This is a genomic window from Allobosea sp. LjRoot9 (assembly GCF_964252745.1).
Taxonomy (GTDB): domain Bacteria; phylum Pseudomonadota; class Alphaproteobacteria; order Rhizobiales; family Beijerinckiaceae; genus Allobosea.
On record NZ_CAXUPC020000011.1, the window covers coordinates 179428 to 203564 of the forward strand.

A 24137-nucleotide genomic window follows, 5' to 3' on the forward strand; every position below is an offset into this window, starting at 1 on the left:
TGGCATTGATAGTGTTCCAAGTCGGAAACATCCGACTTGGATTGGAGAGGGTTCTATGCCGAGGTTCCAGGTTCGATCCTGCCCCCGAAATGACAATGGCAGCCCGCGCTCAGAGACCGCGGTCGAAGCGCAGTTCGCCGGCCGCGCCCTGGACGACCAGCTTGCCGTCGACGAGGTCCCACTTGCGGGCGGCGCGCAGTGCGGTGAGATAGGCGCGCTCGAAATCGAGCAGCCCCTTGTCGCAGGCTCGCTTGGTCAGCGCGATCGGCCCGACCACAAGGCCCTGCTGGCGCAGCGGATAGGCGGCGGCCGAGAAGGTGTTGCAGCCGCCAAAGCCCGTGCCGCGCAGATTGGCGTCGATCAGGAAGGTGGCGCGGCGGTCGGAGATCGGCTTGCCGTTGAGCGAACTCGCGGCCCAGGAGGCGCCGGTCGGGAAGGACTTCTCCTGCTCGGCTGGCGGAATCTGCTGCTGTTGCTCTTGGGGCGCCTGCCGGCCGCGCCGGCTTTGGGCCTCGGCGGAGCCAGCCATGAGCGAAGCCATCGGCACGAGCACGGCGAGAAGGGCGGTATAGCCAAGGCGTCGGTTCGTCATTTTATCACCCGCAGTCATGCCCGTGACGCTAGAGCAGGATGCCAAAAAGTGGAAACCGGTTTTTTGCATTGATCCTGCTCTAACTCTTTGATGAGAGACGGATTCAGATTTCAGCTGGGATCACTTCGTGATTCCAGCTGAAATCATCCGGCTCTCGCACGGGTTCTCCCTGTTGAAAGCGCGTAACGGCGTATTGTTCCGGGATCAATCAGGAAGGTGAGCCATGGACCCGAATTGCGGGATTTATGGGGCCTGAGAGACTGTTTGATAATTCGAGCCCTCATCCTGAGGAGCCGCGAAGCGGCGTCTCGAAGGATGCTCCAGATGGTTCGGGAGCCTCCTGGAGCATCCTTCGAGACGCCATTCCTGCCGGAACGGCTCCTCAGGATGAGGGCTCAGGGTGTTTCCGAACAGTCTCTGCGCTCGTCGACATCAGCAATCTCCGCCGCCCCGTTTCCGGCGCGGCGGCTAAAGCGTTTTCGCGCGAAGTGGATACCGGTTCGCGTGGAAAAAACGCGTCAAAACAAAGGTCTAGAGCAATTGAACGATCCAGCTGGATCGTTCAATTGCTCTAGATGCGCGCCAGCAGCCGCTCGATCAGCGGATTGGCCTTGCGGAAGACGTAATCGGGCGCGCTCACCGTGATTTCGTCCGCGCCCGAGCGCGCGAGATGCTCGACCAGCGCGAAGACCGACTTCTCCGGGCAGTGCAGCACCTGCACGCCGCCCTGCCCGGCCAGGCCGAAAGGCAGCCTTGCGCCGAACTGGGCGGTGATCGCCTCGAGCGCTTCCGGCGTCGCGCCGATATCGCGGGCGCGGATCTCGCGCACGGTGCGCGCCTCTTCCTCGGCGGCGATTCGCGACAGGATGGCGGTCGCGGCAGCGCGCGCCCGTGCGCCCCAGGGCGCCCGCACGGAGGCGACGAGATTGGCTTCCGACGCCAGCATCACGCCATCGTCGAGCACCTTCAGGGCGTTGGCCGCCAAGGTGCTGCCGGTCGTGGTGATGTCGACCACGATCTCGGCCGTGCCGGCGGCCGGTGCTCCCTCGGTCGCGCCCAGGCTCTCGACGATGCGGTAATCGGCAAGGCCGTGCTGCGCGAAGAAGCGGCGGGTCAGGTTCACATATTTCGTGGCGACGCGCAGTTTGCGGCCCTGGCGGATGCGCATGGTCGAAGCGACGTCGTCGAGATCGGCCATGGTGCGCACGTCGATCCAGGCCTGGGGCACCGCGACGACGACATTGGCGTGGCCGAAACCGAGCGGGGTCAGCATCTCGACGGCGGCATCCGCATCGGGAACCTGCTCGCGCACCAGATCCTCGCCGGTGACGCCGAGATGGGCCGCGCCCGAAGCCAGTTGGGCGACGATCTCGGAGGCCGAGAGGAAAGCGACCTCGGCTCCCTCCAGCCCGGCGATGGTGCCGCGATAATCGCGCGCGCCGCGCGACTGCACGAATTTCAGCCCGGCGCGGCCGAAGAAGGCGGTGGCGTTCTCCTGCAGCCGGCCCTTGGAGGGAACGGCGAGGACGAGGGCCGGATCGCTCATGACTTGTCTCCAGCCAACCGGTCGAGCCAGAGCGAAGCGCCCACGGCCGGAATGGAACCGGGCGCCCCGAGCCGCCCCAGCACATGGTCGTAGCGCCCGCCGCCGGCGACCGGCTTGCCGTCAGCGCGGGCGGCATCGTGCAATTCGAAGATGAAGCCGGTGTAGTAGTCGAGATTGCGGGCGAAACCGGCGGCGAAGGCGATCTGCGTCACATCGACCCCGCGCACGGCAAGGAAGCCGGTGCGCTCATCGAAAGCGTCGAGCTGGCGGCCGAGATCGAGCGAGGCGCGCTCGGCCAGCGCGCGCAGGGAGGCCGACGCCGTGTCGGGATCGCCGGAGATGGCGAGCACCTGGCCAAGCAGCGCCTTGACGTCGGCATTGACCGGGTTCTCACGCTCGGCCGCCCGCGCCAGGAAGCGCTCGGCGATGTCACCGGCCGTGCGGCCACCCACCGTCGAGATGCCGGCGATCGACAAGACATCCTCGACGAAGGCTTTCGCCGCCTTGGGATCCTGGCCTTCCAGCGCCTTGAGCAGGCCGGCATGGGCGGCATCACCCTCAGGCTGCGGGGCGTCGAGCGCGGCGACGGCGTCTGCGCCCTTGCCCTGCACGGCCGCGCGCATGAAGCGGCGGCGGGCGCCCTGGGGCACGGCGAGCCCGTCGAGCAAGGCGTTGAGCAAGGCGACATCGCCCATCACGATCTTCGGCTGGGCGAGCCCGAGCGCGGCGGCGGCCTCTATCGTCAGCGCCATGATCTCGGCATCGGCAGCGGCAAAATCCGTGCGGCCGAAGGATTCAAGCCCGGCCTGCGAGAACTCGCCGGGTTCGCCCGAGCGCATGCGGAAGACCGGGCCGGCATAGGCATAGGCGGCAGGCTCGGTCGAGCGCGAGGCGATGTGATCGAGCGCGACGGGAATGGTGTATTCGGGCCGCAGGCACCAGTCGCGCCCCTCGGCATCCTGCGTCATGAAGATGCGGCGGCGGATATCCTCGCCGGAGAGGTCGAGAAAGACGTCGGCGGGCTGCAGGATCGCCGGCTCGGCGCGGCCATAGCCCTCACGCGCGAAAAGCGCGATCACGGTCTCGATGCTGGCACGGATGGCGGGCACGGCGGTTGATCCTGTTGCGGCCGCTGTCCTAGCAGCGGCGTGCGGTATTTTCGACGGTTTTTAGGGAATTGGGTGAACGGGAGTTGTGAGGCGTCGTTCTCGGGCGGAGCGCCTCGTCGTCATGGTCGGGCTCGTCCCGACCATCCACGTCGTCCGCCGTCGCGCGCTACGACCAAGACGTGGATACTCGCCACAAGGGCGAGCATGACAGCTGGAGCCCCGGGTCAAGCTCGAGCATGACGGGCAAGCACCCGCCTCACCCCTTCGACCAGCTCCGCCACCGGCACGGCGAACTGCGCCTGCGCCTGCCGCTCCTTGTGCTCGGCGGAATCCTTGACCTCGCGCCCGGCGGCGGCGAGTTCGGCCCCCAGGATCAGATCCTTGATGATCACCGTGCCGGCATCCCGCTCGGACGAGCCCTGGATGACGGCGCAGACCGCGCCGCGCTTGTCGGCATATTTCATCTGGGCGTTGAAGCCCGAGGAGCCGAGATAGAGATCGGCCCGCAGCAAGGGCTTGCCCGCCTCATCTTTGGCCTGGCGCAGCTGCGAGACGAAGGCCTGATAGCCCGGCATGTGCTCGGGCGACTTGTTGTCCATCGCGGTGACGACGACGAGCGGGAGTTCCGCCTTGGCGTCGACGATGGGCGATTTCACCGCCTTCAGCGCCGAATAAAGCCTGGACACGCCGATCGAGAAACCCGTCGCCGGCACCGGCTCAGGCCGGAAGCGGCCGACAAGCCCGTCATAGCGCCCGCCGCCGGCGACCGAGCCGAAGCGCACCACCTGGCCGTCATCATTGGTGACCGGGAAGGTCAGTTCGACCTCATAGACCGGGCCGGTGTAGTATTCGAGGCCGCGGACGACTGAGGGGTCAACCACGATACGTTGCGAACCGTACCCCGCAGCTTCGCAGAGACGGGCTATCGCTAACAGATCCCTAGCACCTTCTGCGCTCGTCTCACTCTCGGCACGGTCCAACAACGATTGAGCGGCGCGAATATTATCGACAAATTTCGAGCCACTCGAGTCTATGACCATGTCGTTCAAGTTACGATCTGGATGATCAGCAGTGTCTGAAATGCGCTCAAAACTGACGGTGCAGTTCATCATACGGGTCTGCTCAGCAGTAGTAAGTCCCGCGCCCTTCGTGAAATCCCCGCTCTCATCCTTGCGGCCCTCACCGAGCAACAGGCGCACGCCCTCCGGCCCGAACTTGTCGAGCTTGTCGATCGCGCGCAGCACGGTCAGCCGGCGGCCGGCATTGTCGTCGCCGCCCAGTCCGATCGCCTCCATCACGCCGTCGAGCACCTTGCGGTTGTTGACCTTCACGACATAGTCGCCGCGCTTGATCCCGAGCGCTTCCATCGTGTCCGCCGCGAGCATGCAGATCTCGGCATCGGCCGCGACGCTGCCTGCGCCGACGATATCGGCGTCGAACTGCATGAACTGGCGGAAGCGCCCCGGACCCGGCTTCTCGTTGCGGAAGACATAGCCGGCGCGATAGCTGCGATAAGGCTTCGGCAGCGCGTCGTAATTCTCCGCGACATAGCGGGCGAGCGGCGCGGTCAGGTCGTAGCGCAGCGAAAGCCACTGCTCGTCATCGTCCTGGAAGGAGAAGACGCCTTCATTGGGCCGGTCCTGATCGGGCAGGAATTTGCCGAGCGCGTCGGAGAACTCGACGAAGGGCGTCTCGACGGGATCGAAGCCATAACGCGAAAAGCTTTCGCGGATGACCCCGAGCATGCGCTCGGTCGCCGCGACGTCAGCGGGGCCGCGATCGACGAAACCGCGCGGCTGGCGGGCTTTGAGCTTGTCGGGCTTCGACATGGGATCTACTTCTCGGTCATGCGCGGCAGCGGCCGGCGCCGCTGGGTTCTTCCGCGCCGGGTTAGCCCGCTGGCGCGCCAGGGGCAAGCGCAGCGGCCGTCATCGCGCTGGTTTGGCAATGACAGCGCCGCGGCATCGCGCGGCGCAGCATGGGGGAAGACATGATCACCCGCCGGCTCCTGGGCGTCTTCGCCTGCCTCTTCGCGGCCTGCCTGCTGAGCGCCTGCAGCCCCAGCGAGGCCGACCAGCGCAAGGCCTTCATCACCTTCCTCAAGGATGACGTGCTCTCCAAGACGGGCTTACGCCTGCCGCAACCCGACGCCGAGAAGCAGAAATCCTTCGGCGCCTATGCCGAGCACTATGCCGTAATCGCCCGCTTCCATGAGCGCATGAACGCCTCCGTCGCCAAACCCATGCAGGAGACGCTGGCCAAGAGCATGCCACGCTCGATCGAGGATATCGTCGCGCGCAAGGCCGATCTCATGACCGTGCGCAGCGGCTTCGTCGGCATGCGCGACGCGCTTGACCAGGCACTCACGGCGGCTGGCAGCGAGAAGGCGGCGCTGAAGCAGCCCGAGGATCTCGCTGGTGTCTATGCCGCGGTCTACGACAAAGCCGTCACCGCGCCCGCCACCGCGTTCCGCCAGATTTTCCCGACCGCCGACGACGCCTTCGCAGCGATCATCGCGCTTGCCGATCTGATCGAGAGCAACCGGAAGGCGATCAAGCTCAACGGCTCGCAGATGGAGATTTCCAACCCCGCGCTGCGCACCAAAGTCCAGGCCGCGCTCGAAGCGATGAACGCCAAACAGCGCGGCATGGCCGAGGCGCAGCAGACGCTGCGCCGGGCGGTTTTCGGGAATTAGGGCGCGCCCTCCCTTCCCCCTGGCGGGGGAAGGTGGATCGGCGAAGCCGAGACGGATGAGGGGGCGCTGTGAGCTTTCCGCTTGGCCGAACACGACGCCAACCGGACACGGCAGCGCGCCCCCCTCATCCGGCGCTGCGCGCCACCTTCTCCCGCCAGGGGAGAAGGGAAGAGTTTGTCGCGGCTCCCGCGTCGGCCGGTTTCAGTCAGCCGCCCCTACGAAGGAACGAACCTCGCTACTCCGCAGCAATCAGCCGCGCCGGCTCCCTGACCGGCACATCGGCAATCCCCGCGGCGGCCAGCTTGTCGGGCAAGGGGCCGCCCGTCGCCCAGTCGAGCAATTCGGCCGTGTGCACCACAGGCGTCTTCGCGCCCTTGTCGGCGAAACCCTTGGCGAGCTGGGTCATGCAGCCGATATTGCCGGTCGCGACCAGCACCGGCCGGGTCTTCTCGATATTGCCGATCTTGCGCTCGCGCAGCTGTCCGGCGATCTCGGGCTGGAGGATGTTGTAGACGCCGGCCGAGCCGCAGCAGATGTGGCCCTCCGGCACCTCCTTGACCTTGAAGCCGGCGGCCGAGAGCAGGCGCTTTGGACCGTCCTTGAGCTGCTGGCCATGTTGCATCGAGCAGGCGGAGTGATAGGCGATCGGGATCGCGAGATCGCGCGCATGCCGCAGATCGATCGTCTCGAGGAACTCGGTCACATCCTTGGCGAGGCTTGAGACCGTCGCCGCCGTCTTGGCGTAGGCCGGCTCGTTGCGGAACATGAAGCCGTAATCCTTGATCGTGGTGCCGCAGCCCGAGGCCGTGATCAGGATCGCATCCAGCCCCTCGCCGGTGACCTCGGCCATCCAGGCGTCGATGTTGCGGCGGGCGAAGGCAAGCGCGTCATGCTCGCGGCCCATATGGTGGACGAGTGCGCCGCAGCAGCCCTCACCCTTGGGCAGCACGACCTCGACGCCATGACGCGTCAGCAGGCGGATCGTCGCCTCGTTGATCGCGGGATCGAGCACCGGCTGGGCACAGCCCGACAGGAGCGCGACGCGCTTGCGGCGCACGCCGGTGACGGGGAAGCTTTGCGGCCCCTCCATCGTCGAACGCGACGGCAGGCGGGCGGGCGCCAGCGCCAGCATCGCCTTCAGGCGCGCTCCGACGCCAGGCAGGCTGCCGAGCACGCCCGCGAAGGGCTTTGCCAGCATCGCGCCCAACATGGCGAGCCGGAAGCGGCCGGGATGCGGCAGGATCACTGAGAGCAGGCGGCGCAGCGCCTTGTCGGCAAAGCCGCGCTCATAGGTCTCCTCGATATGGGCCCGGGCATGGTCGACGAGGTGCATGTAGTTCACCCCCGAGGGGCAGGTCGTCATGCAGGAGAGACAGGAGAGGCAGCGGTCGACATGCTTCACCACCTCTTCGGTGGCGGGCTTGCCGTTCTCCAGCATGTCCTTGATCAGGTAGATGCGCCCGCGCGGGCTATCGAGCTCGTCGCCGAGCAAGAGATAGGTCGGGCAGGTCGCGGTGCAGAAGCCGCAATGCACGCAGGTGCGCAAGATTTTTTCCGACGCCGGCAAGCGCGGATCGGAAGCAAGATGGGCGGGGGAGAAGTTGGTCTGCATGGTTACGCTCTGATCGTCCTGTCACCCGCAACGGCTCTTCCTTCTCCCGGATGGGAGAAGGTGGCGCGGAGCGCCGGATGAGGGTGTGCCGTGGCGGCAAAAAGGTGCAACTGCTCCGTTGTTCCCCTTGCAATCCACGGCGGTCCCTCACCCCTGCCCCTCTCCCGTCCAGGAGAGGGGTTCTTCCAGCGCCGCTCTAAATCCCCGCATACATCCGGCCCGGCTCGAAAATCCCGGCCGGGTCGAAACTCGTCTTGATGCCCGCCGTGACCCGCAGCAGCGGTTCGGGCATCGGCTCGAACACCGGCACGCTGGCGCGGATCGCGTCCGGCGCGCGCACCAGCGTGGCGTGGCCGCCGAGCGGCCTGATCGCGGCGCGGATCGCGGCTGCGCCGGCATCATCAGCATCGGGCACCGCGAGCCAGACCAGCCCGCCGCCCCAATCATAGAACCAGCGCGCGTGAGGCAGCGCATTCGCGATGGCTGCCGTCGCCCTGGGGCCGTTCGTCGGTGCCAGCGACAAGCGCCAGACCGCCTCTTGGGTGTCGGCGAAGAAGCCTGCGTCGCGCACATCCTGCCACAGCGCCTCGGAGCCCGCCCCCTCCAGCATCTCCGGCGCGCCATGGACGGTAAGGAGCGTGGCGAGCTCGGCGGCGCGATAGTCGATCGAGGCGGAGAAATTCTCCAGCCGCAACAGCGTGCGGGCCTCGCTTGAGCCGTTTCCGATCCAATTGGATCGTTCAACAGCTCCAGCTCTTTGTTTTGACGCGTTTTCTTCACGCGAACCGGTGTCCACTTCGCTCGAAAACGCTCTAGCGCCGATGCCGGCCGGCAGATGCGCCGCCGCGAAAGGCTCGAAGGGCGAGCCGAGCGCAGTCGAGAGCAGCCCGACCGCCGCCTCGTCCGGCAAACCGCGCCAGACCAGCGTGACGACGCGCTCCGGCTTCGGCAGCACGCGGAAGACGACCTCGGTGAGGAAGCCCAGCGTCCCGAAGCTGCCGGCGACGAGCTTCACGAGATCAAGCCCGGTGACGTTCTTCATCACCCGCCCGCCGGATTTGATCGCCTCGCCCCGGCCATTGATCAGCCTGATGCCGATGAGCGAATCGCGCGCCGCGCCGGCATTGATGCGGCGCGGGCCGGAAATATTGCCCGCCGCAACCGCCCCGATCGTCGGCGCTCCTTCCGTGCCCAGCAGCGCGCGATGGTCCATCGGCTCGAAGGGCAACATCTGGCCGCGTTCGGCCAGCGTCTCCTGCACAAGCGAAAGCGGGGTGCCGGCGCGCGCGCCGATCACCATCTCGGCCGGCTCATAGAGCGTGATGCCGGTGAGGCCGGCGCTGGAGAGCGTGCTGGCCGCCTGCGACGGCCGCCCGAGACCGCTGCGCGTGCCGCCACCGCGAATGGCGAGCGGTATGCCGCTGGCGACCACGGATTTGACGACGAAGCAGGCCTGCGCCTCGGTGGTGGGGGTGTGGATGATCACGCACCACCCCCTGTCTTTCCGGGGCTTCGCGCAGCGAAGTAGCGTGTCCGACTCCCAGAACCAATGCGTCTAGGAAATGGGCGCTGCAGGCCGGAGAGCCCTACCTGGGCCAGGCATCGGCTCTGGGTTCCGGGCTCGCGGCTTTGCCGCGCCCCGGAATGACGGCGGAGGTTTACCGCGCCAGAAGCGGATAGAGATCCATCCAAAGCGGATTGTGCTCCTCGATGAGGCGGACCTTCCAGTCCCGACGCCATTTCTTGATGTCCTTCTCGCGATCGATCGCGTCTTGCGCTGTCGGATACTCCTCGTACCAGACCAGCCGATCGACTTCGTATTTGCGTGAGAAGCCCGGCAGCACCTTGGACTTGTGCTCGTGGACACGACGAGCCAGATCCCGCGTCATGCCGAGATAGAGCGTGCCATGCTGACCGCTCGCCAAAAGATAGACGTGAAACGGCAAGCACACCCTCCCCCGTCATTCCGGGGCGCTGCGAAGCAGCGAGCCTGGAACCCAGAACCGATACCGTCTCAGAATGAAGCGGATCGATCTGGCTTCGAAAGCGATTTCTCACATCGGTTCTGGGTTCCGGGCTCGGCCCTTCGGGCCGCCCCGGAATGACGGGGAGGTTCGTCACGCTGCCACCCTGCCCTCGAGCGGAAACACCTTCGCCGGGTTCATCAACCACGCGCCATCGAACACCGCCCTCACCCGCATCTGCTGCTGCAGATCCTCGGGATTGAACTGCACCGTCATCAGGTCGCGCTTCTCGATGCCGACACCGTGCTCGCCGGTCAGGCAGCCGCCGACCTCGACGCAGAGCTTGAGGATATCCATGCCGGCATCTTCGGCCTTCTGCGCCTCGACCGGGTCGTTGCAGTTGTAGAGGATCAGCGGGTGGAGGTTGCCGTCGCCGGCATGGAAGACATTGGCGACGCGAAGCCCATAGCCCTTCACGATCTCAGCCATGCGCCGCAGCACATGCGGCAATTGCCCGGTCGGGATCGTGCCGTCCATGCAGATATAGTCGGCGATGCGACCGGTCGCGCCGAAGGCGGATTTGCGGCCCTTCCAGATCGCCGCCGTCTCCATCGCCGACTTGCTCTCCTTGACCGTCTTGACGCCATGCTCGCGGGCAATAGTGACGATGCGGGCGAGCTGGGCGTCCATCTCGGCATCCGAGCCCTCGACCTCGATGATCAGGAGCGCCTCGACATCCATCGGGTAGCCGGCATGGGCGAAAGCCTCGCAGATCTCGATCGCCGGCTTGTCCATGAATTCCATCGCGACGGGAATGATACCGGCGCCGATGATTGCAGCGACCGCCTCGCCCGCCTGCTCGCTGGTGGGGAAGCCGAACAGCACCGGACGCGCCCCTTCGGCCGAGCGCAGGATGCGCACGGTCGCTTCCGTGACGATGCCGAGCTGGCCTTCCGAACCGACGATCAGGCCGAGGATGTCGAGGCCGCCGGAATCGAGATGAGCTCCGCCGATGTCAACGACGCTGCCGTCGAGCATCACCAGCGTGACGCCGAGCACATTATTGGTGGTGACGCCATATTTCAGGCAATGCGCACCGCCCGAGTTCATGCCGATATTGCCGCCGATCGAACAGGCGAGCTGCGAGGACGGGTCGGGCGCGTAGAAGAAGCCTTCCGCCATGACCTCGCCGGTCACGGCGAGGTTGGTGACGCCGGCCTGCACTTTCGCCGTGCGGTTGGCGTAGTCGATCTCGAGGATGCGGTTCATCTTGGAGACGCCGATGACGACCGCGTCCTCCTGCGGGATCGCGCCGCCGGCGAGCGAAGTACCCGCCCCGCGCGGCACGACCGGCACGCCCTGGGCGCTGCAGAATTTCAGCACCGCCGCGACCTCCTGCGTGGTCGAGGGCAGCACCACGGCCAGCGGCAGGCGGCGATAGGCGGTCAGCGCATCGGTCTCGTAAGGGCGGCGCTCATCGGCCGAGGTGATCAGCGCCTCGGGCGCGACCAGCTTGGCGAGGCCAGCGATGATCTCGTCGCGGCGAGCGAGGATGCTCTCGTCGGGCACGGGAAAGGCGATGGCTGACATGACCGGCTCCTCATCAACGCGCATATCTCCCTCAGCCTTCATCTGGAGGCGCGGGCTGAGAGATTCACCGCGAGACCCTAGACCAATTCCAACTGGCTTGCAGTGCAACCAACGTCCATGATTATTTCCAATTCGGAAAAGATGAGGGCGCTATGGACCGGTTCGGCGATCTCGACGTCTTCGCCCATGTCGTCACGGCCAAGAGCATGTCGGCGGCGGGCCGCCAGCTCAACCTCTCGCCGGCCGTCATCTCCAAGCGCATCCGGCGCCTGGAGGAGCGGCTCGGCGTGCGCCTGCTGCAGCGCACGACGCGGCAGCTCTCGCTGACCGAGGCCGGCCAGGGCTTCTATGAGCGCGTGGTCTCCGTGCTGTCCTCGATCGAGGATGCCGAGGCCTGGGTCGCCAGCGGCGCAGGCCAGGCGCGCGGCACATTGCGCGTCTCGGCGCCGACCTCCTTCGGGCGGCTGCATATCGCGCCGCATCTCAAGCCCTTCCTCGATGCGCATCCGCAGGTGACGGTCGACCTGATCCTGGGCGACGCCTTCGTCGACATCGTCGGCGAAGGCTTCGACCTGGCGGTGCGCATCGCCGACCTCCAGGATTCGAGCCTCGTCGCCAAGCGGCTCGCGCCGAATCACCGCGTGCTTTGCGCCACGCCGGGCTATCTCGCCACGGCCGGCACGCCCGGCAGCATCGAGGATCTGGCGCGCCATACGCTGATCGCGCACAACGCCGACCATTGGCGATTGGACGGGCCGGGCGGGCCAGTCAGCGTGCGCGTCAACGGACCCCTGCGGACCAATTCGAGCGAGGTGGTGCGCGAGGCGCTGCTGGCCGGCCTCGGCATCGCGCTGCGCTCGACCTGGGATGTCGGGCCGGAGCTGAAATCGGGCGCCTTGCAACGCGTCCTGCCGGAGTATTCCGTCGGCAAGCGCGTCGCGGTCTACGCGGTCTATCCGAGCCGCCGGCATATGGAGCAGAAGGTGCGCGCCTTCGTCGACTATCTCGGCGAGCTCTATGGCGCGACACCGTATTGGGATGAGGGGTTGGGGTTGTGAGGCACGTGGTTGGCGAAGCCGCCGATCTGTGCTCCCGATAGCCCGACAACAATACAGCCCAGGGATTGGAAATCATGTTCGGCGTTCTCGAAGGCACCGGCGTCGAGGTTCTCGACCCGCGCTTCCATCGCATCGTCCCCGGCTCCGCCCGCGTCGAGCGGCTCTGGACCGGCGCGCGCTGGTCGGAAGGGCCGGCCTGGTTTCCCGCCCACCACACGCTGGTCTGGTCCGACATCCCCAATGACCGGATGCTGCGCTACGACGCGCTGACCGGCCAGGTCGGCGTCTTCCGCCAGCCGGCCCGGAACTCCAACGGCAACACGGTCGATCGCGCGGGCAGGCTCGTGACCTGCGAACATGGTGGGCGGCAGGTGACGCGCACCGAGCATGACGGCTCCGTCACCGTGCTGGCGAGCCATTTCGACGGCAAGCGGCTGAACTCGCCCAATGACGTCGTGGTCAAGTCGGACGGCTCGATCTGGTTCACCGACCCCGATTACGGCATTCTCACCGATTATGAGGGCAATAAATCCGACAGCGAGATCGGGCGTTGCAACGTCTATAGAATAGACCCGCAGTCAGGCGCCGTGACCATCGTCACCGATGATTTCGTCAAGCCCAACGGCCTCGCCTTCTCCCTCGACGAAAGCATCCTCTACATCGCCGACACCGGCGCGAGCCATGATCCCGTCAACGGCCCGCGCCATATCCGCGCCTGCCGGGTTGGCGCGGATGGCGCGACGCTCGGGCGCTCCGAGATCTTCGCGACCTGCACGGCCGGCCTGTTCGACGGCTTCCGGCTGGATGCGACCGGCCGGATCTGGACCAGCGCGGCCGATGGCGTGCACATCTACCATCCCGACGGCACGCTGATCGGCAAGGTCGCGATCCCCGAGATCGTCGCCAACGTCGCCTGGGGCGGCCCCAAGCTCAACCGCCTGTTCATCTGCGGCACGACCTCGCTCTACGCGGTGATGACGCACACCAACGGGGCGCGCTGAGCGAGCGACCGAGCCACGGGCCGCCTCGCGGCTCGTGGCATAGGCCTTGCTGAATTGCATGCAGCTTCCCGCATAGAGGTGCATGCATGTTCAAACGCTTGGCAATCACAGCCGCGCTTGCCTTTTCCTTGGCCAGCGCGGCGCAGGCGGAATCGGTCGTCCGCTACGGCATCTCGCTCGCCGACATCCCGCTGACCTCCGGCCAGCCCGATCGCGGCGCCGGAGCCTATAAATTTACCGGCTACACGCTCTACGACCCGCTGGTCGCCTGGGAGATGGACATCGCCGACAGGCCGGGCAAGCTCGTGCCCGGGCTCGCGACCGAGTGGAAGGTCGACGCCAACGACCAGAAGAAATGGCTCTTCACCCTGCGCGAAGGCGTGAAATTCCATGACGGCAGCGCCTTCGACGCCGCCGCCGTGGTCTGGAACCTCGACAAGGTGCTGGACGAGAAGGCCCCGCATTACGACCGCCGCCAGGCCGCGCAGGTCAAGCCGCGCCTGCCGTCGATCGCGAGCTACCGGGTGGTCGATGCGAAGACCGTCGAGATCACCACCAAGGCAATCGACTCGTTCTTCCCCTACCAGATGCTCTGGTTCCTGGTTTCGAGCCCGGCGCAATATGAGAAGCTCGGCAAGGACTGGGACAAGTTCGCGCTGACGCCCTCGGGCACCGGCCCGTTCAAGCTCGACAAATTCGTAGCCCGCGAGCGCGCCGAGCTCGTCCGGAACCCGGATTACTGGAACAAGAACCGCCTCGCCAAAGTCGACCGTCTGATCCTGCTGCCGATCCCGGAGGTGCTGGCGCGCACCAATGCGCTGATCACCGGCCAGGTCGACCTGATCGAGACGCCGGCTCCCGACACCGTGCCGCGCCTCAAGCAGGCCGGCATGAAGATCGTCGAGAACGTCACGCCCCATGTCTGGAACTACCATCTCAGCGTGGCGCCGGGCTCGCCCTGGACGGATCTGCGCCTGCGCAAGGCGATGAACCTCGCCATCGATCGCAACGGCATCGTCGAATTGCTCAACGGCCTCGCCAAGCCGGCTGTCGGCCAGGTCGATCCGGCGAGCCCCTGGTTCGGCAAGCCGAACTTCCAGATCAAATATGATCCCGATGCCGCCAGGAAGCTCCTGGCCGAGGCCGGCTATTCCAAGGAGAAGCCGCTGAAGGCGACCTTCGTCATCGCCCAGGGCGGCACCGGGCAGATGCAGTCGCTGCCGATGAACGAGTTCATCCAGCAGAACCTCAGGGATGTCGGCATCGAGCTCGACTTCAAGGTCGTCGAGCTCGAGGTGCTCTATACGCGCTGGCGCAAGGGCGCGAAGGACGAGATGAACGCCGATGTGACCTCGAACAACATCGCCTATGTCACCTCCGACCCGCTCTACGCGATCATCCGCTTCTTCCACTCCAACCAGGTCGCGCCGGTCGGCGTGAACTGGGGTACCTATGCGAGCCCGGTGGTCGACGGCTATCTCGACGAGGCGATGAAGACCTTCGACGTCGCCAAGCAGGACGAGTTGCTCGCCAAGGCCCATGCCCAGATCGTCGACGACGCCGTGCTGGTCTGGGTCGTGCACGACACCAACCCGCATGTGCTCTCGCCGAAGATCAAGAAGTTCGTGCTGGCCCAGCACTGGTTCCAGGACCTGACCACGATCGGGGTGGATTGACGAAAAAACCGCGCCGCCGGGTTCAGCGGCCCGGCGGCGCGTCCTTGATGCGGGCGACGATGAACGGCATCGCCAAGCCGATCAGCAGGAAGCGCGTGAGATGGTGGGAGCCGACATAGAGCGTGTCGAGCCCCATGGCGAAGGCGAGCATCGCCATCGCCTCGAGCCCGCCCGGCGCAAAAGCGGTCATCGCGCTGGCATAGGGCACCCCTGCCAGTTGGGCTGCCGGCCAGGCGAAGGCGAAGGCAACCGCGATCGAAACGAAGAAGCCGCCGACGGCAAGCGGGAACAATCCCAGAAGCTCCGGCCGCGGGATATGCGCGATACGCCCGCCCATCGTGGAGCCCAGCAACACCAGCACGGCCGTCTGGATCTCAGGCGGCAATGTGCCGTGGACGAGACCCGAACCGTGCAGGACGGCACTGGCGAAGGTCGCACCGAACATCATCGGCGCTGCCATGCGCAGCCGCTCGAAGACGAGCCCGACCGCCAGGCCGCAGAGCAGCACGAACAGCATCGTATCGGCCCCGACGATATCGGCGCGCGGTACCGGCGCCGCCGAATGGGCCCCGCTCAGCTGCATCGCGCCCGGGAGCAGCGCCACCAGGACAAGCAGGCGAAAGAGCTGAACCACCGAGATCCGGCCAATATTGGCGCCCTTCGCCTGCGCCACGGCCAGCACCGTCGCGAGCGCGCCCGGCGCCGAGGCGAGCAGGGCATCGATCCAGGACCAGCGCGCAACATAGCGCAGATACGCCCCGGTCAGGATCATGATCGCCGCCATGCCGATCAGAAGCACAGCGAGCGAGGCCGGGTAGCGGGCGGCGGCGGCAAGCGCCTCGGGCGTCGCCGCCGAGCCGATGATCGTACCCGACAGGAGCACCGTCGAATCGAACCACGACCGGCGCAGAACAGGCAGCGGGCGCAGGAAGGCAACCGTCGCGCTCAGCATCATCGAGCCTGACAGCCAGGCGGCGGGCGCGCCGAACAAGGCGAAGGCGGCGCCGCCAAGCCAGGCGATGCCGATGGTCACGGCCTCGCGACCCAGAACAGCCGGTCGCGTCGAGGGATAACCGAAAAGCGCCATCGCATCCACGACCGCGCCAGAAGCGGGCGGCTCCGGCGCACTCATGAACGCGGGGCGCGGCGAGGTCAATTTCGCCGCTGCGCCGGCAGCGCAACGATACCCTGCAGCGAAAGCGCGCCGGCGCTAGAGCAGGATGCGAAAAAGTGGGAACCGGTTTTTCGCTTTGATCCTGCTCTAACTCCTTGATGAGAGACGGATTCAGATTTCAAACGGAGTCACTTTGTGACTCCGTTTGAAATCATCCGGCTCTAGCGCGCGGCGAGCGCCTTCTGGAGCCGCGCCACGACCTCGACGAGGTCGGACGCCTTGCGCGCAAAGCAGAGCCGCAAGCCGGTCTCGCCACCCGGGCCGAAGGCGGTTCCCGGCGCGAGGCCGACATTGGCCTTGTCGACCAACTCGATCGCCAGCGCCCGCGAGTCGCTGCGGCCGTCGACGCTGAAGAACTGATAGAAGGCGCCATCGGGCGCCGCGAGCGAGACCCGGTTGGTCGCCAGCAAGCCCTCGGAGATGATCTTGCGGCCTTCGGCGGCGCGGGCGATCTGCTGCGCGACGAAGGGCTCGCCCTCCTCGAGCGCGGCAATGGCGGCGCGCTGGACGAAAACGGGCGAGCCCGAGGTCGAATACTGAATCAGGTTCTCGATGACCTGGCCGAGCGCGGGCGGCGCCTCGATCCAGCCGACGCGCCAGCCGGTCATGGCCCAGTTCTTCGAGAAGGTCTGGACGAAGAGGACACGGTCCTCCGGCTCCATCACGTCATGGAACGAAGCGGCACGCGGGGAGCCGTCATAGACGAAGCGGGCATAGATCTCGTCGGCGATGATCCAGATGCCGTGCTTGCGAGCGAGCGCAAGCAGTGCGCCCATCTCCGCCTTCGTCGCGGTCCAGCCGGTGGGGTTGGCCGGCGAGTTGATCACCAAAGCGCGGGTCCTGGGCGTGATCGCGGCGGCAAGCTTGTCGAGATCAAGCTTGAAGCGGCCATGCTCCAGATCCATCGGCACGCAGACGGGCTTGGCGCCGGCGATGCCGATCGCGGCGGCGAAGTTCGGCCAGGCCGGGGTCGGGATCACCAGTTCATCGCCGGGGCCGGCGATCAGGCGGACCGCGATCTGGACCGACTGCATGCCCGAGCCGGTGACGAAGAAGCGGTCGGAGGAGAAGGGCTGGCCGTAGAGCGCGGTGTGGTAGCGGGCGAGCGCCTCGCGCAATTCGGGGATGCCGCGCTGCCAGGTGTAGAAGGTCTCGCCATCGGCCAGCGACTTGTTGGCGGCGCGCGCGATGAAATCGGGCGTCGGGAGATCGCCCTCGCCGACCCAGAGCGGGATCAAGCCCTGCTTGAGGCGGCCGTGATTGACCACCTCGACGATGCCGCTCTCGGGCGCGTTGCGGGCTTCGGGCCTCAGATCGGCGATCAGGCTGGCGCCCGGCAGCGTCGTGGTGGTCATGAACTGAACCTCGCGAAAGTGACCCGCTTTCCTTTAGCCGATAGCGGCGCGGGCAAGCATGAAATCGCGAGATCGGGTCGATCGGTCGCGGTGATGAATCGCCGCGACCGGTCGAAGCGTTGTCAGGCCGACTGCTTCTTCAGAAGGTCGCGGATTTCGGCGAGCAGGACGATATCCTCGGCCGGAGGAGCGGGCGGCGGCGGGGCCTCGGCCTTCGTGCGCTGCAGCCTGTTGATGCCCCGCACCACCAGGAACAGCACGAAGGCGATGATCAGGAAGTTGATCGCCACGGTCACGAACGAACCATAGGCGAAGACCGCGCCCTGCTTCTTGGCCTCGACGAGGATGGGAGAAGTCACCGCCTTGTTGAGGCCGATGAAGTAGTTCGAGAAATCGACGCCGCCAAGCGCTCCGATGAAAGGCATGATCACGTCGCTGACCAGCGAATCGACGATCTTGCCGAAGGCTGCGCCAATGATCACGCCGATGGCGAGATCGACGACATTGCCCTTCAATGCGAATTTCTTGAATTCCTCAAGCATGCTCTGCCCCCTTCTCGTGGCTGTCTTGCTCGCGGCGCGCGTTAGCTCCGAGCCGAAGCTGAAACGCTAACGGAGTCGCGCGGGCGTTAGAAGACCCCGCTCGCCGCAAAGTTGCAGCCTGCACAGATACCTACCTCGCCCTGACCGCGCCGAAAGCGCTATGGCGAGGGGCGCGCTGCGAGGTTAGGTTGCGCAACGCCGAATTGCGGCGCTGGAGGCGCAATGATCCCCGCATGGTCCGTGGTCCTGGTGGCGCTGGCCTATCTGTGCGGCCTGTTCGCGGTCGCCCATATCGCCGACACGTCCGGGCACAGGCTGATCACCGGCCGGGCGCGCGCGACGATCTACGCGCTGGCGCTCGGCGTCTACTGCACCTCCTGGACCTTCTACGGCTCCGTCGGCTTCGCCAACCGGGCCGGCTTCGATTTCCTGGGCATCTATGTCGGGCCGATCCTGGTGATCGGCTTCGGCCACCGCTTCGTCGGGCGCATCGTCGAGATCGCCAAATCGCAGAACATCACCTCGATCGCCGATTTCGTCGGCGCGCGCTACGGCAAGAGCGAGCGCGTCGCGGCGCTGGTCTGCATCGTCGCGGTCATCGGCGCGCTGCCCTATATCGCGCTCCAGCTCAAGGCGGTGGCGAACTCGCTCTCGGTCTTCCTGATCGCCACCGGCGGCCATGCCCTGACGCCCGACGTTCCGGTCCTGAGCGACCTCGCCTTCCTGGTGGCGATGGTGCTGGCGGGCTTCGCCTGCGCCTTCGGCACGCGCCATATCGATGCCACCGAGCACCAGGACGGCCTCGTCCTTGCGATCGCGGTCGAGTCGCTGATCAAGCTCGTCGCCTTCCTCGTGCTCGGCGTCTTCATCGTCTACGGCCTGTTCGACGGCGCCGGCGATCTCCTCGCCAAGGCGGCGCGGCTGCCCAACGGCGCGCCGCCGCTCTGGGAGCGGACCTCGAGCTGGCCGACCTTCCTGACCCTGACCCTGCTCTCCTCCTGCGCCGCGCTGCTGCTGGCGCGGCAGTTCCACATGACGATCGTCGAGAATCGCGACGCCCGCGACGTCCGCCGCGCGGCCTGGATGTTTCCGCTCTACCTCATCCTGATCAATCTCTTCGTGCTGCCCTTGGCGATGGCCGGCGAATTGCTGATGCCGGGCGCCGATATCGACCGCGACATGACCGTGCTGCTGCTGCCGCTGCAGAGCGAGGCCAGTCTGCTCGCGCTGATCGTCTTTGTCGGCGGGCTCTCGGCCGCGACCGCGATGGTGATCGTCGCCTCCGTCGCGCTCGCCATCATGATCTCGAACCACCTCGTCATGCCGCTGCTGCTGCGCGGGCGCGGCGGCCTGAGCGACCCCGCGAGATCCATGGCGATGCTGACCGCGCAGCGCGGCGGCAGCAGCAATAGCAACGGCACGACGGGCGGCGATCTCGGCTCGCAGGTCGTGATCATTCGCCGCGCCGCGATCCTGCTCGTGATCCTGCTCGGCTACGCCTATTACCGCGCCGCCGGCGAGGCCGCCCTGGTTTCGATCGGCCTGCTCTCCTTCGCTGCGACGGCGCAGATCGCGCCGGCCTTCTTCGGCGGGCTGGTCTGGCGGCGCGGCACGGCGCTCGGCGCCGCAGCGGGCCTGACCATGGGCATCCTGGTCTGGGCCTATACGCTCTTGCTGCCGAGCCTCGTCCATGCCGACAGCCTCTGGGAGGCGGTGGTCACTAAGGGGCCCTACGGCATCGCGGCGCTGCGGCCGGAAGCGCTGCTGGGGCTCGACCTGCCGGCTTTGCCGCATGGCGTGGTCTGGAGCCTGGGCCTCAACATCCTCGCCTATATCGGCTTCTCGCTGCTGCGGCCCGCCAATGCGATGGAGCGGCTGCAGGCCAATGCCTTCGTCGAATCCGACAAGGCGACGATGGCGCAATCCTTCTCGCTCTGGCGCTCCAGCGTCACGGAAGCCGAATTGCAATCGACCATCGGCCGCTATCTCGGCCAGGAGCGGACGCAGCGCGCCTTCGAGGGCTTCGCCAGCGGGCGTGGCGATGAGCCCAACGCCAATCGCGAAGCCGATATCCACATGCTGCGTTTCGGCGAGCACCTGCTCTCCTCGGCGATCGGCGCAGCCTCCTCGCGCCTCGTGCTGTCGCTCCTGCTGCGGCGGCGCAACCTCTCGACGGAAGCCGCCTTCAAGCTGCTCGACGATGCTTCGGCGGCGCTGCAATACAACCGCGACATCCTCCAGCACGGACTCGACCATGCCGGCCAGGGCATCACCGTGCTCGACCGGAACCTGCGCCTGCTCGCCTGGAACCAGGCCTTCATCCAGCTCTACGATCTGCCGCCCTCGCTGGTGCGCTTCGGCACCGGACTCGACGAGGTCGTGCGCTATAATGCAGCGCGCGGCGCCTATGGCGACGGCCAGCAGGACGAGCTGATGGCGGCGCGGCTGGAGAGCTTCGTCAGGGATCGCGAGCCGGTGCGGCTCAAACTCTACCCGTCCAAGAAGGTCATCGAGATCCGCTCCAACCCGCTGCCCGATGGCGGCCTCGTCACCACCTATACCGACATCACCCAGGCGGTGGAGGCGCATGAGGAACTCGAGCGCACCAACGAGACCCTGGAGCGCCGCGTCGCCGAGCGCACCGAGGAGATCCTGCGGGTCAACACCGAATTGCAGCGCGCCAAGGCCGAGGCCGACGAGGCCAACGCCTCGAAGACCCGCTTCCTCGCCGCAGCGAGCCACGACATCCTGCAGCCATTGAATGCGGCGAGACTCTACGCCACCTCGCTGGTCGAGCGCGACCGCACGGCCGGCAGTCCGGATCTGGCCGAGAACATCGACGCCTCGCTCGACGCGGTCGAGGAGATCCTGACCGCGCTGCTCGAGATCTCGCGGCTCGACGGCGGCGCATTGAAGCCCGAGATCACCGCCTTCCGCGTCGACGAATTGATGCGCCAGCTCCAGCGCGAATTCGAGCCGAGCGCGCAGGAGAAGGGCTTGAAGCTCGTCTTCATGCCGACAGGGATGGCGTTGCGCTCGGACCGGCGCTTGCTGCGCCGCCTGCTGCAGAACCTGGTCTCGAACGCGATCAAATACACACCCAGCGGCAAGATCGTGGTCGGCTGCCGGCGGCGCGGCGCGCAGGTTTCGGTCGAGGTGCTCGATACCGGGCTCGGCATCCCGCAAAGCAAGCAGAAGACGGTGTTCCGCGAGTTTCAGCGGCTCGACCAGGGGGCGAAGGTGGCGCGTGGCCTGGGGCTCGGCCTCTCCATCGTGCAGCGCATCGCGCGCACACTCGACCACAAGCTGACCCTGGTCTCGACGCCGGGGCGCGGCACGCGCTTCTCGGTTCTGGTGCCGCGCGCCTCGCCGCTGCCGGCGATGTCGACCAGCGCGGCGCCGCGCCATGCGCCGGCGGGCCAGCTCGCCGGGCTGAAGCTGCTGGTGCTCGACAATGAGCCGGCGATCCTCGACGGAATGAAGCAATTGCTCGGCGGCTGGGGCTGCGCGGTCACGATCGCGGCCAGCGTCGAGGAGGCCCAGCTGTCGCTGCGCACGCATGGCGACCCCGACGTGCTGATCGCCGACTACCACCTCGATCATGGCAACGGGCTGACCGCGATCAGCACGCTGCGCCAGCGTACCAGTACGGCCTTGCCCGCGATCCTGCTGACGGCCGACCGCACACCGCAGGTGCGCGAGGCGGCCGCCGCGCTCGACGTCCACCTGCTGAACAAGCCGCTGAAGCCCGCCGCCCTGCGCGCGCTCCTGGCGCAGTGGCGGGCGACACGGCTGGCGGCGGAGTAGCCGGAAACCTCGGCTGGCCCCAGAACTCAGCGCCCCGGGGAACCCGCCTGCCGCATCGCCTCTTCCGAGGCCAGGAAGGCCGCGACCTCAGGGCTCGGCTCCGGGCTCGTCGCCCCGACGCCGATCTCCGCCATCAGCGTCGCGACGGGCACATAGCTCTTGCCTGCGCGGTCGTAGAGCGCGGCGCGGACGAGCGCGACGGCTGCGACGATCTCGCTGCCGTCACGCGCCCGGCTCAGCACGCGATGCTGCATCACCAGCCAGCTATCGCTCCAGCACAGGATCACGGTCTCGAGCTGGAAGGGCCTGAACAAGCGCAACTCCCGGCGGAAGCGGATGGTGCTGGCATTCACCACCGGCACCCAGCGATGGCGCAGCACCGCGCGCCACAGCCCGGTGCGCAGCATCAAATCGGTGCGGCCGAGATCCATCAGCGTCCAGTACCGGCCATTATTCATATGCAGGCTGGTGTCGAGATCATGCGGCCAGACCCGGAAGGCCAGTTGCGAAGGCGCCTCCAGCGGCTTGAGCCTTGGGCGGAACGCCGTGGTCGCGAGAAGCCAGAGCAGGCGGAACCAGAGATTCATGGCAGCTTCCCGATTGACGATAGTTCACCTGTAAACATTTGCACATATGCGACCAGATCCCGCTTGGCTACACCGTCGACATCGGCTCATGCTGCGAGCAGACAGGATGCTTGCGCATTCGCGGGCGCGCGGCCCGCCCCTAGAGCAGGATGCGAAAAAGTGGGAACCGGTTTTTCGCATCCGGCTCTTGCGACCAACGGGATTTTCGGCATGCCGACCTTGCACGTCTCCTCGCTGTCGCGGCTCCACGAGACCGTGGCGGCCGTGCGCGCCAGCCATGTGGTGACGTTGATCAACATCAACACAGTGGTCGAGCGGCCCGCCGGCATCGCGCCGGAGCGCCATCTCTTCCTCGGCATGTCGGACATCGTCGCGCCCATGGACGGGCACATCGTGCCGGCCGAGGCCCATGTCGAGCGCTTCCTGCGCTTCGTCGGCGAATGGGACCGCGCCGCGCCGCTGGTGATCCATTGCTGGGCCGGCATCAGCCGCTCGACGGCCGCCGCCTTTATCGCTGCCTGCGCGCTCGGGCCGAGGCGCAATGAGGAGGAGATCGCCACCGCCCTGCGTGACGCCTCGCCCTCGGCGACGCCCAATGCACGGCTCGTCGCCATCGCCGACGGGATGCTCGGCCGGCACGGCCGGATGAGCGCCGCGATCGAGCGGATCGGCCGGGGCGAGGATGCTTTCGAGGGCACGCCGTTTCAGCTCGCCTTGGCCTGAAAGGCGGGCAGAATCCGGTTCTCAAGAGCAGGATGCGAAAAAGTGGGAACCGGTTTTTCGCATTGATCCTGCTCTCACTTTTAGATGAGAGACGGATTCAGATTTCAGATGAGATCACTTTGTGATCCCATCTGAAATCATCCGGCTCTAGCCCGGCAGCATCGTGCGGGCTGCGGCGTAGCTCGCGTCGAACACGGCGCGATTTTTCCGTTCCGACGCAGAATATTGCTTGCGCCCGCCGGATTTTGCGACAATGCATCCGGCAAGAGGGGTTTTGCCAGCGCCATGACGATCGAACTCGATTCACGCGACCGCTCCATCCTGCGCATCCTGCAGATGGACGGGCGGATCACCAATTCCGACCTCGCCGAGAAGGTGCATCTGTCGCCCTCGGCCTGCCTGCGCCGGGTCCGCCAGCTCGAGGAGAGCGGGCTGATCCGCGGCTATGCGATGCTGCTCGACGACAAGATCGCGGGCTTTCCCGGCACCGCCTTCGTCTTCGTCACGCTCGACCAGCAGGGCCGCGCCTCGCTCGAAGGTTTCGAGCAGGCCGTGCAGAACCTGCCCGAGATCCTGGAATGCCATCTGCTCGCCGGCGCGCATGATTATCTGATGCGCGTGATCTACCGCGACAGCGCCGATTTCGAGCGCATCCACACCGACATCATCACGCAATTGCCGGGCGTCACCCGCGTGCAATCGACGCTGACGCTGCGCACCATCAAGAAGAGTTCGGCGCTGCCGGTGTAACGCGCGGGGTTGCGGCGTGCGCCCTGGAGACCGATAAGCTCTGGTCAAACGGGAATCGCGCCAGTGACCGAAGCCAAGCAGAACTCAGACATCGCCGCCCTGCCCTTCGAGGCGGCGCTCAAGGAACTCGAGGCGATCGTCGCCAAGCTCGAGCGCGGCGACGTGCCGCTCGAGGAATCGATCGACATCTACACGCGCGGCGAGGCCCTGAAGGCGCGCTGCGACGCGCTGCTGAAGCAGGCCGAAGCGCGTATCGAGAAGATCACGCTGGGCGCCGACGGCAAGCCGACCGGGACCGCGCCGCTCGACGTCGGGCAATAATCTCCCGCCAGAGCGTTTTCACTTCACTCGAAAAT

General features: G+C 66.5%; 20 protein-coding genes. 8 read left to right on the forward strand and 12 right to left on the reverse strand.

All coding sequences use genetic code 11. The features are described 5' to 3' along the window. Positions 1-109: 109 nt before the first annotated feature. From ACSQ3P_RS28380 to hisS, 4 genes are all read right to left on the reverse strand, one after another. Positions 110-592: an META domain-containing protein gene (locus tag ACSQ3P_RS28380; RefSeq protein WP_436168795.1), complete on the reverse strand. Its 483-nt coding sequence runs from the start codon at positions 590-592 to the stop codon at positions 110-112. Positions 593-1163: 571 nt separating this feature from the next. Continuing rightward, positions 1164-2138, reverse strand: coding sequence for an ATP phosphoribosyltransferase (gene hisG, locus ACSQ3P_RS28385; RefSeq protein ID WP_436168796.1), 975 nt, complete (start codon positions 2136-2138; stop codon positions 1164-1166). Next, positions 2135-3247 carry an ATP phosphoribosyltransferase regulatory subunit gene (locus ACSQ3P_RS28390; RefSeq protein ID WP_436168797.1) on the reverse strand — a complete coding sequence of 371 codons (1113 nt, stop codon included), beginning with the start codon at positions 3245-3247 and terminating at the stop codon, positions 2135-2137. Before ACSQ3P_RS28390 ends, hisG begins: the two co-directional genes overlap by 4 nt. 224 nt (positions 3248-3471) lie before the next feature. Further along, positions 3472-5076 (reverse strand): histidine--tRNA ligase, encoded by a 1605-nt coding sequence (hisS, locus tag ACSQ3P_RS28395; protein WP_436168798.1) that lies wholly within the window; start codon positions 5074-5076, stop codon positions 3472-3474. A 161-nt stretch (positions 5077-5237) separates the two neighbouring features. Between hisS and ACSQ3P_RS28400 the strand changes: the two genes are divergently transcribed. After that, entirely contained in the window at positions 5238-5942 is a 705-nt protein-coding gene (locus ACSQ3P_RS28400; protein WP_436168799.1) for a DUF3053 family protein, read from the forward strand. A 235-nt stretch (positions 5943-6177) separates the two neighbouring features. On the opposite strand, the gene glcF is transcribed toward ACSQ3P_RS28400, so the two are convergent. The 4 genes from glcF to ACSQ3P_RS28420 form a co-directional block, all read right to left on the reverse strand. After that, positions 6178-7554, reverse strand: coding sequence for a glycolate oxidase subunit GlcF (gene glcF, locus ACSQ3P_RS28405; protein WP_436168800.1), 1377 nt, complete (start codon positions 7552-7554; stop codon positions 6178-6180). A gap of 196 nt (positions 7555-7750) precedes the next feature. Further along, on the reverse strand, positions 7751-8986 hold the full coding sequence (locus ACSQ3P_RS28410; protein WP_436168814.1) for an FAD-binding protein: 1236 nt from the start codon (positions 8984-8986) through the stop codon (positions 7751-7753). A gap of 226 nt (positions 8987-9212) precedes the next feature. After that, positions 9213-9500 (reverse strand): GIY-YIG nuclease family protein, encoded by a 288-nt coding sequence (locus tag ACSQ3P_RS28415; protein WP_436168801.1) that lies wholly within the window; start codon positions 9498-9500, stop codon positions 9213-9215. 171 nt (positions 9501-9671) lie between these two features. Beyond that, complete coding sequence (locus tag ACSQ3P_RS28420) at positions 9672-11108, reverse strand: FAD-linked oxidase C-terminal domain-containing protein (RefSeq protein WP_436168802.1); 1437 nt, start codon at positions 11106-11108, stop codon at positions 9672-9674. 152 nt (positions 11109-11260) lie between these two features. Here ACSQ3P_RS28420 and ACSQ3P_RS28425 point away from each other — a divergent pair, with 152 nt between their 5' ends. From ACSQ3P_RS28425 to ACSQ3P_RS28435, 3 genes are all read left to right on the forward strand, one after another. Continuing rightward, positions 11261-12166 (forward strand): LysR family transcriptional regulator, encoded by a 906-nt coding sequence (locus tag ACSQ3P_RS28425; RefSeq protein ID WP_311910552.1) that lies wholly within the window; start codon positions 11261-11263, stop codon positions 12164-12166. A gap of 74 nt (positions 12167-12240) precedes the next feature. Next, the gene (locus tag ACSQ3P_RS28430) at positions 12241-13167 is read left to right on the forward strand and encodes an SMP-30/gluconolactonase/LRE family protein (RefSeq protein WP_436168803.1); all 927 of its coding nucleotides are present in this window, start codon (positions 12241-12243) and stop codon (positions 13165-13167) included. An 86-nt stretch (positions 13168-13253) separates the two neighbouring features. Then, positions 13254-14843: an ABC transporter substrate-binding protein gene (locus ACSQ3P_RS28435; protein ID WP_436168804.1), complete on the forward strand. Its 1590-nt coding sequence runs from the start codon at positions 13254-13256 to the stop codon at positions 14841-14843. A gap of 22 nt (positions 14844-14865) precedes the next feature. Here ACSQ3P_RS28435 and ACSQ3P_RS28440 read toward each other — a convergent pair whose 3' ends face one another. The 3 genes from ACSQ3P_RS28440 to mscL all read right to left on the reverse strand — a co-directional run bounded on the left by ACSQ3P_RS28440 (position 14866) and on the right by mscL (position 17914). Then, positions 14866-15930, reverse strand: coding sequence for an AbrB family transcriptional regulator (locus tag ACSQ3P_RS28440; RefSeq protein WP_436168805.1), 1065 nt, complete (start codon positions 15928-15930; stop codon positions 14866-14868). A gap of 248 nt (positions 15931-16178) precedes the next feature. Then, entirely contained in the window at positions 16179-17372 is a 1194-nt protein-coding gene (locus ACSQ3P_RS28445; protein WP_436168806.1) for a pyridoxal phosphate-dependent aminotransferase, read from the reverse strand. A gap of 122 nt (positions 17373-17494) precedes the next feature. Then, complete coding sequence (gene mscL, locus ACSQ3P_RS28450) at positions 17495-17914, reverse strand: large conductance mechanosensitive channel protein MscL (RefSeq protein ID WP_092169136.1); 420 nt, start codon at positions 17912-17914, stop codon at positions 17495-17497. Positions 17915-18136: 222 nt separating this feature from the next. Between mscL and ACSQ3P_RS28455 the strand changes: the two genes are divergently transcribed. Beyond that, on the forward strand, positions 18137-21721 hold the full coding sequence (locus tag ACSQ3P_RS28455) for a hybrid sensor histidine kinase/response regulator (protein ID WP_436168807.1): 3585 nt from the start codon (positions 18137-18139) through the stop codon (positions 21719-21721). 26 nt (positions 21722-21747) lie between these two features. On the opposite strand, the gene ACSQ3P_RS28460 is transcribed toward ACSQ3P_RS28455, so the two are convergent. Next, positions 21748-22308, reverse strand: coding sequence for a thioesterase family protein (locus tag ACSQ3P_RS28460; RefSeq protein ID WP_436168808.1), 561 nt, complete (start codon positions 22306-22308; stop codon positions 21748-21750). Positions 22309-22518: 210 nt separating this feature from the next. Here ACSQ3P_RS28460 and ACSQ3P_RS28465 point away from each other — a divergent pair, with 210 nt between their 5' ends. The 3 genes from ACSQ3P_RS28465 (at position 22519) to ACSQ3P_RS28475 (ending at position 24102) form a co-directional block, all read left to right on the forward strand. Next, entirely contained in the window at positions 22519-23031 is a 513-nt protein-coding gene (locus ACSQ3P_RS28465) for a tyrosine phosphatase family protein (protein WP_436168809.1), read from the forward strand. A gap of 285 nt (positions 23032-23316) precedes the next feature. Then, on the forward strand, positions 23317-23781 hold the full coding sequence (locus ACSQ3P_RS28470; protein ID WP_069690296.1) for an Lrp/AsnC family transcriptional regulator: 465 nt from the start codon (positions 23317-23319) through the stop codon (positions 23779-23781). Between the two features lie 63 nt (positions 23782-23844). Next, positions 23845-24102: an exodeoxyribonuclease VII small subunit gene (locus tag ACSQ3P_RS28475; protein WP_436168810.1), complete on the forward strand. Its 258-nt coding sequence runs from the start codon at positions 23845-23847 to the stop codon at positions 24100-24102. Positions 24103-24137: the final 35 nt, after the last annotated feature.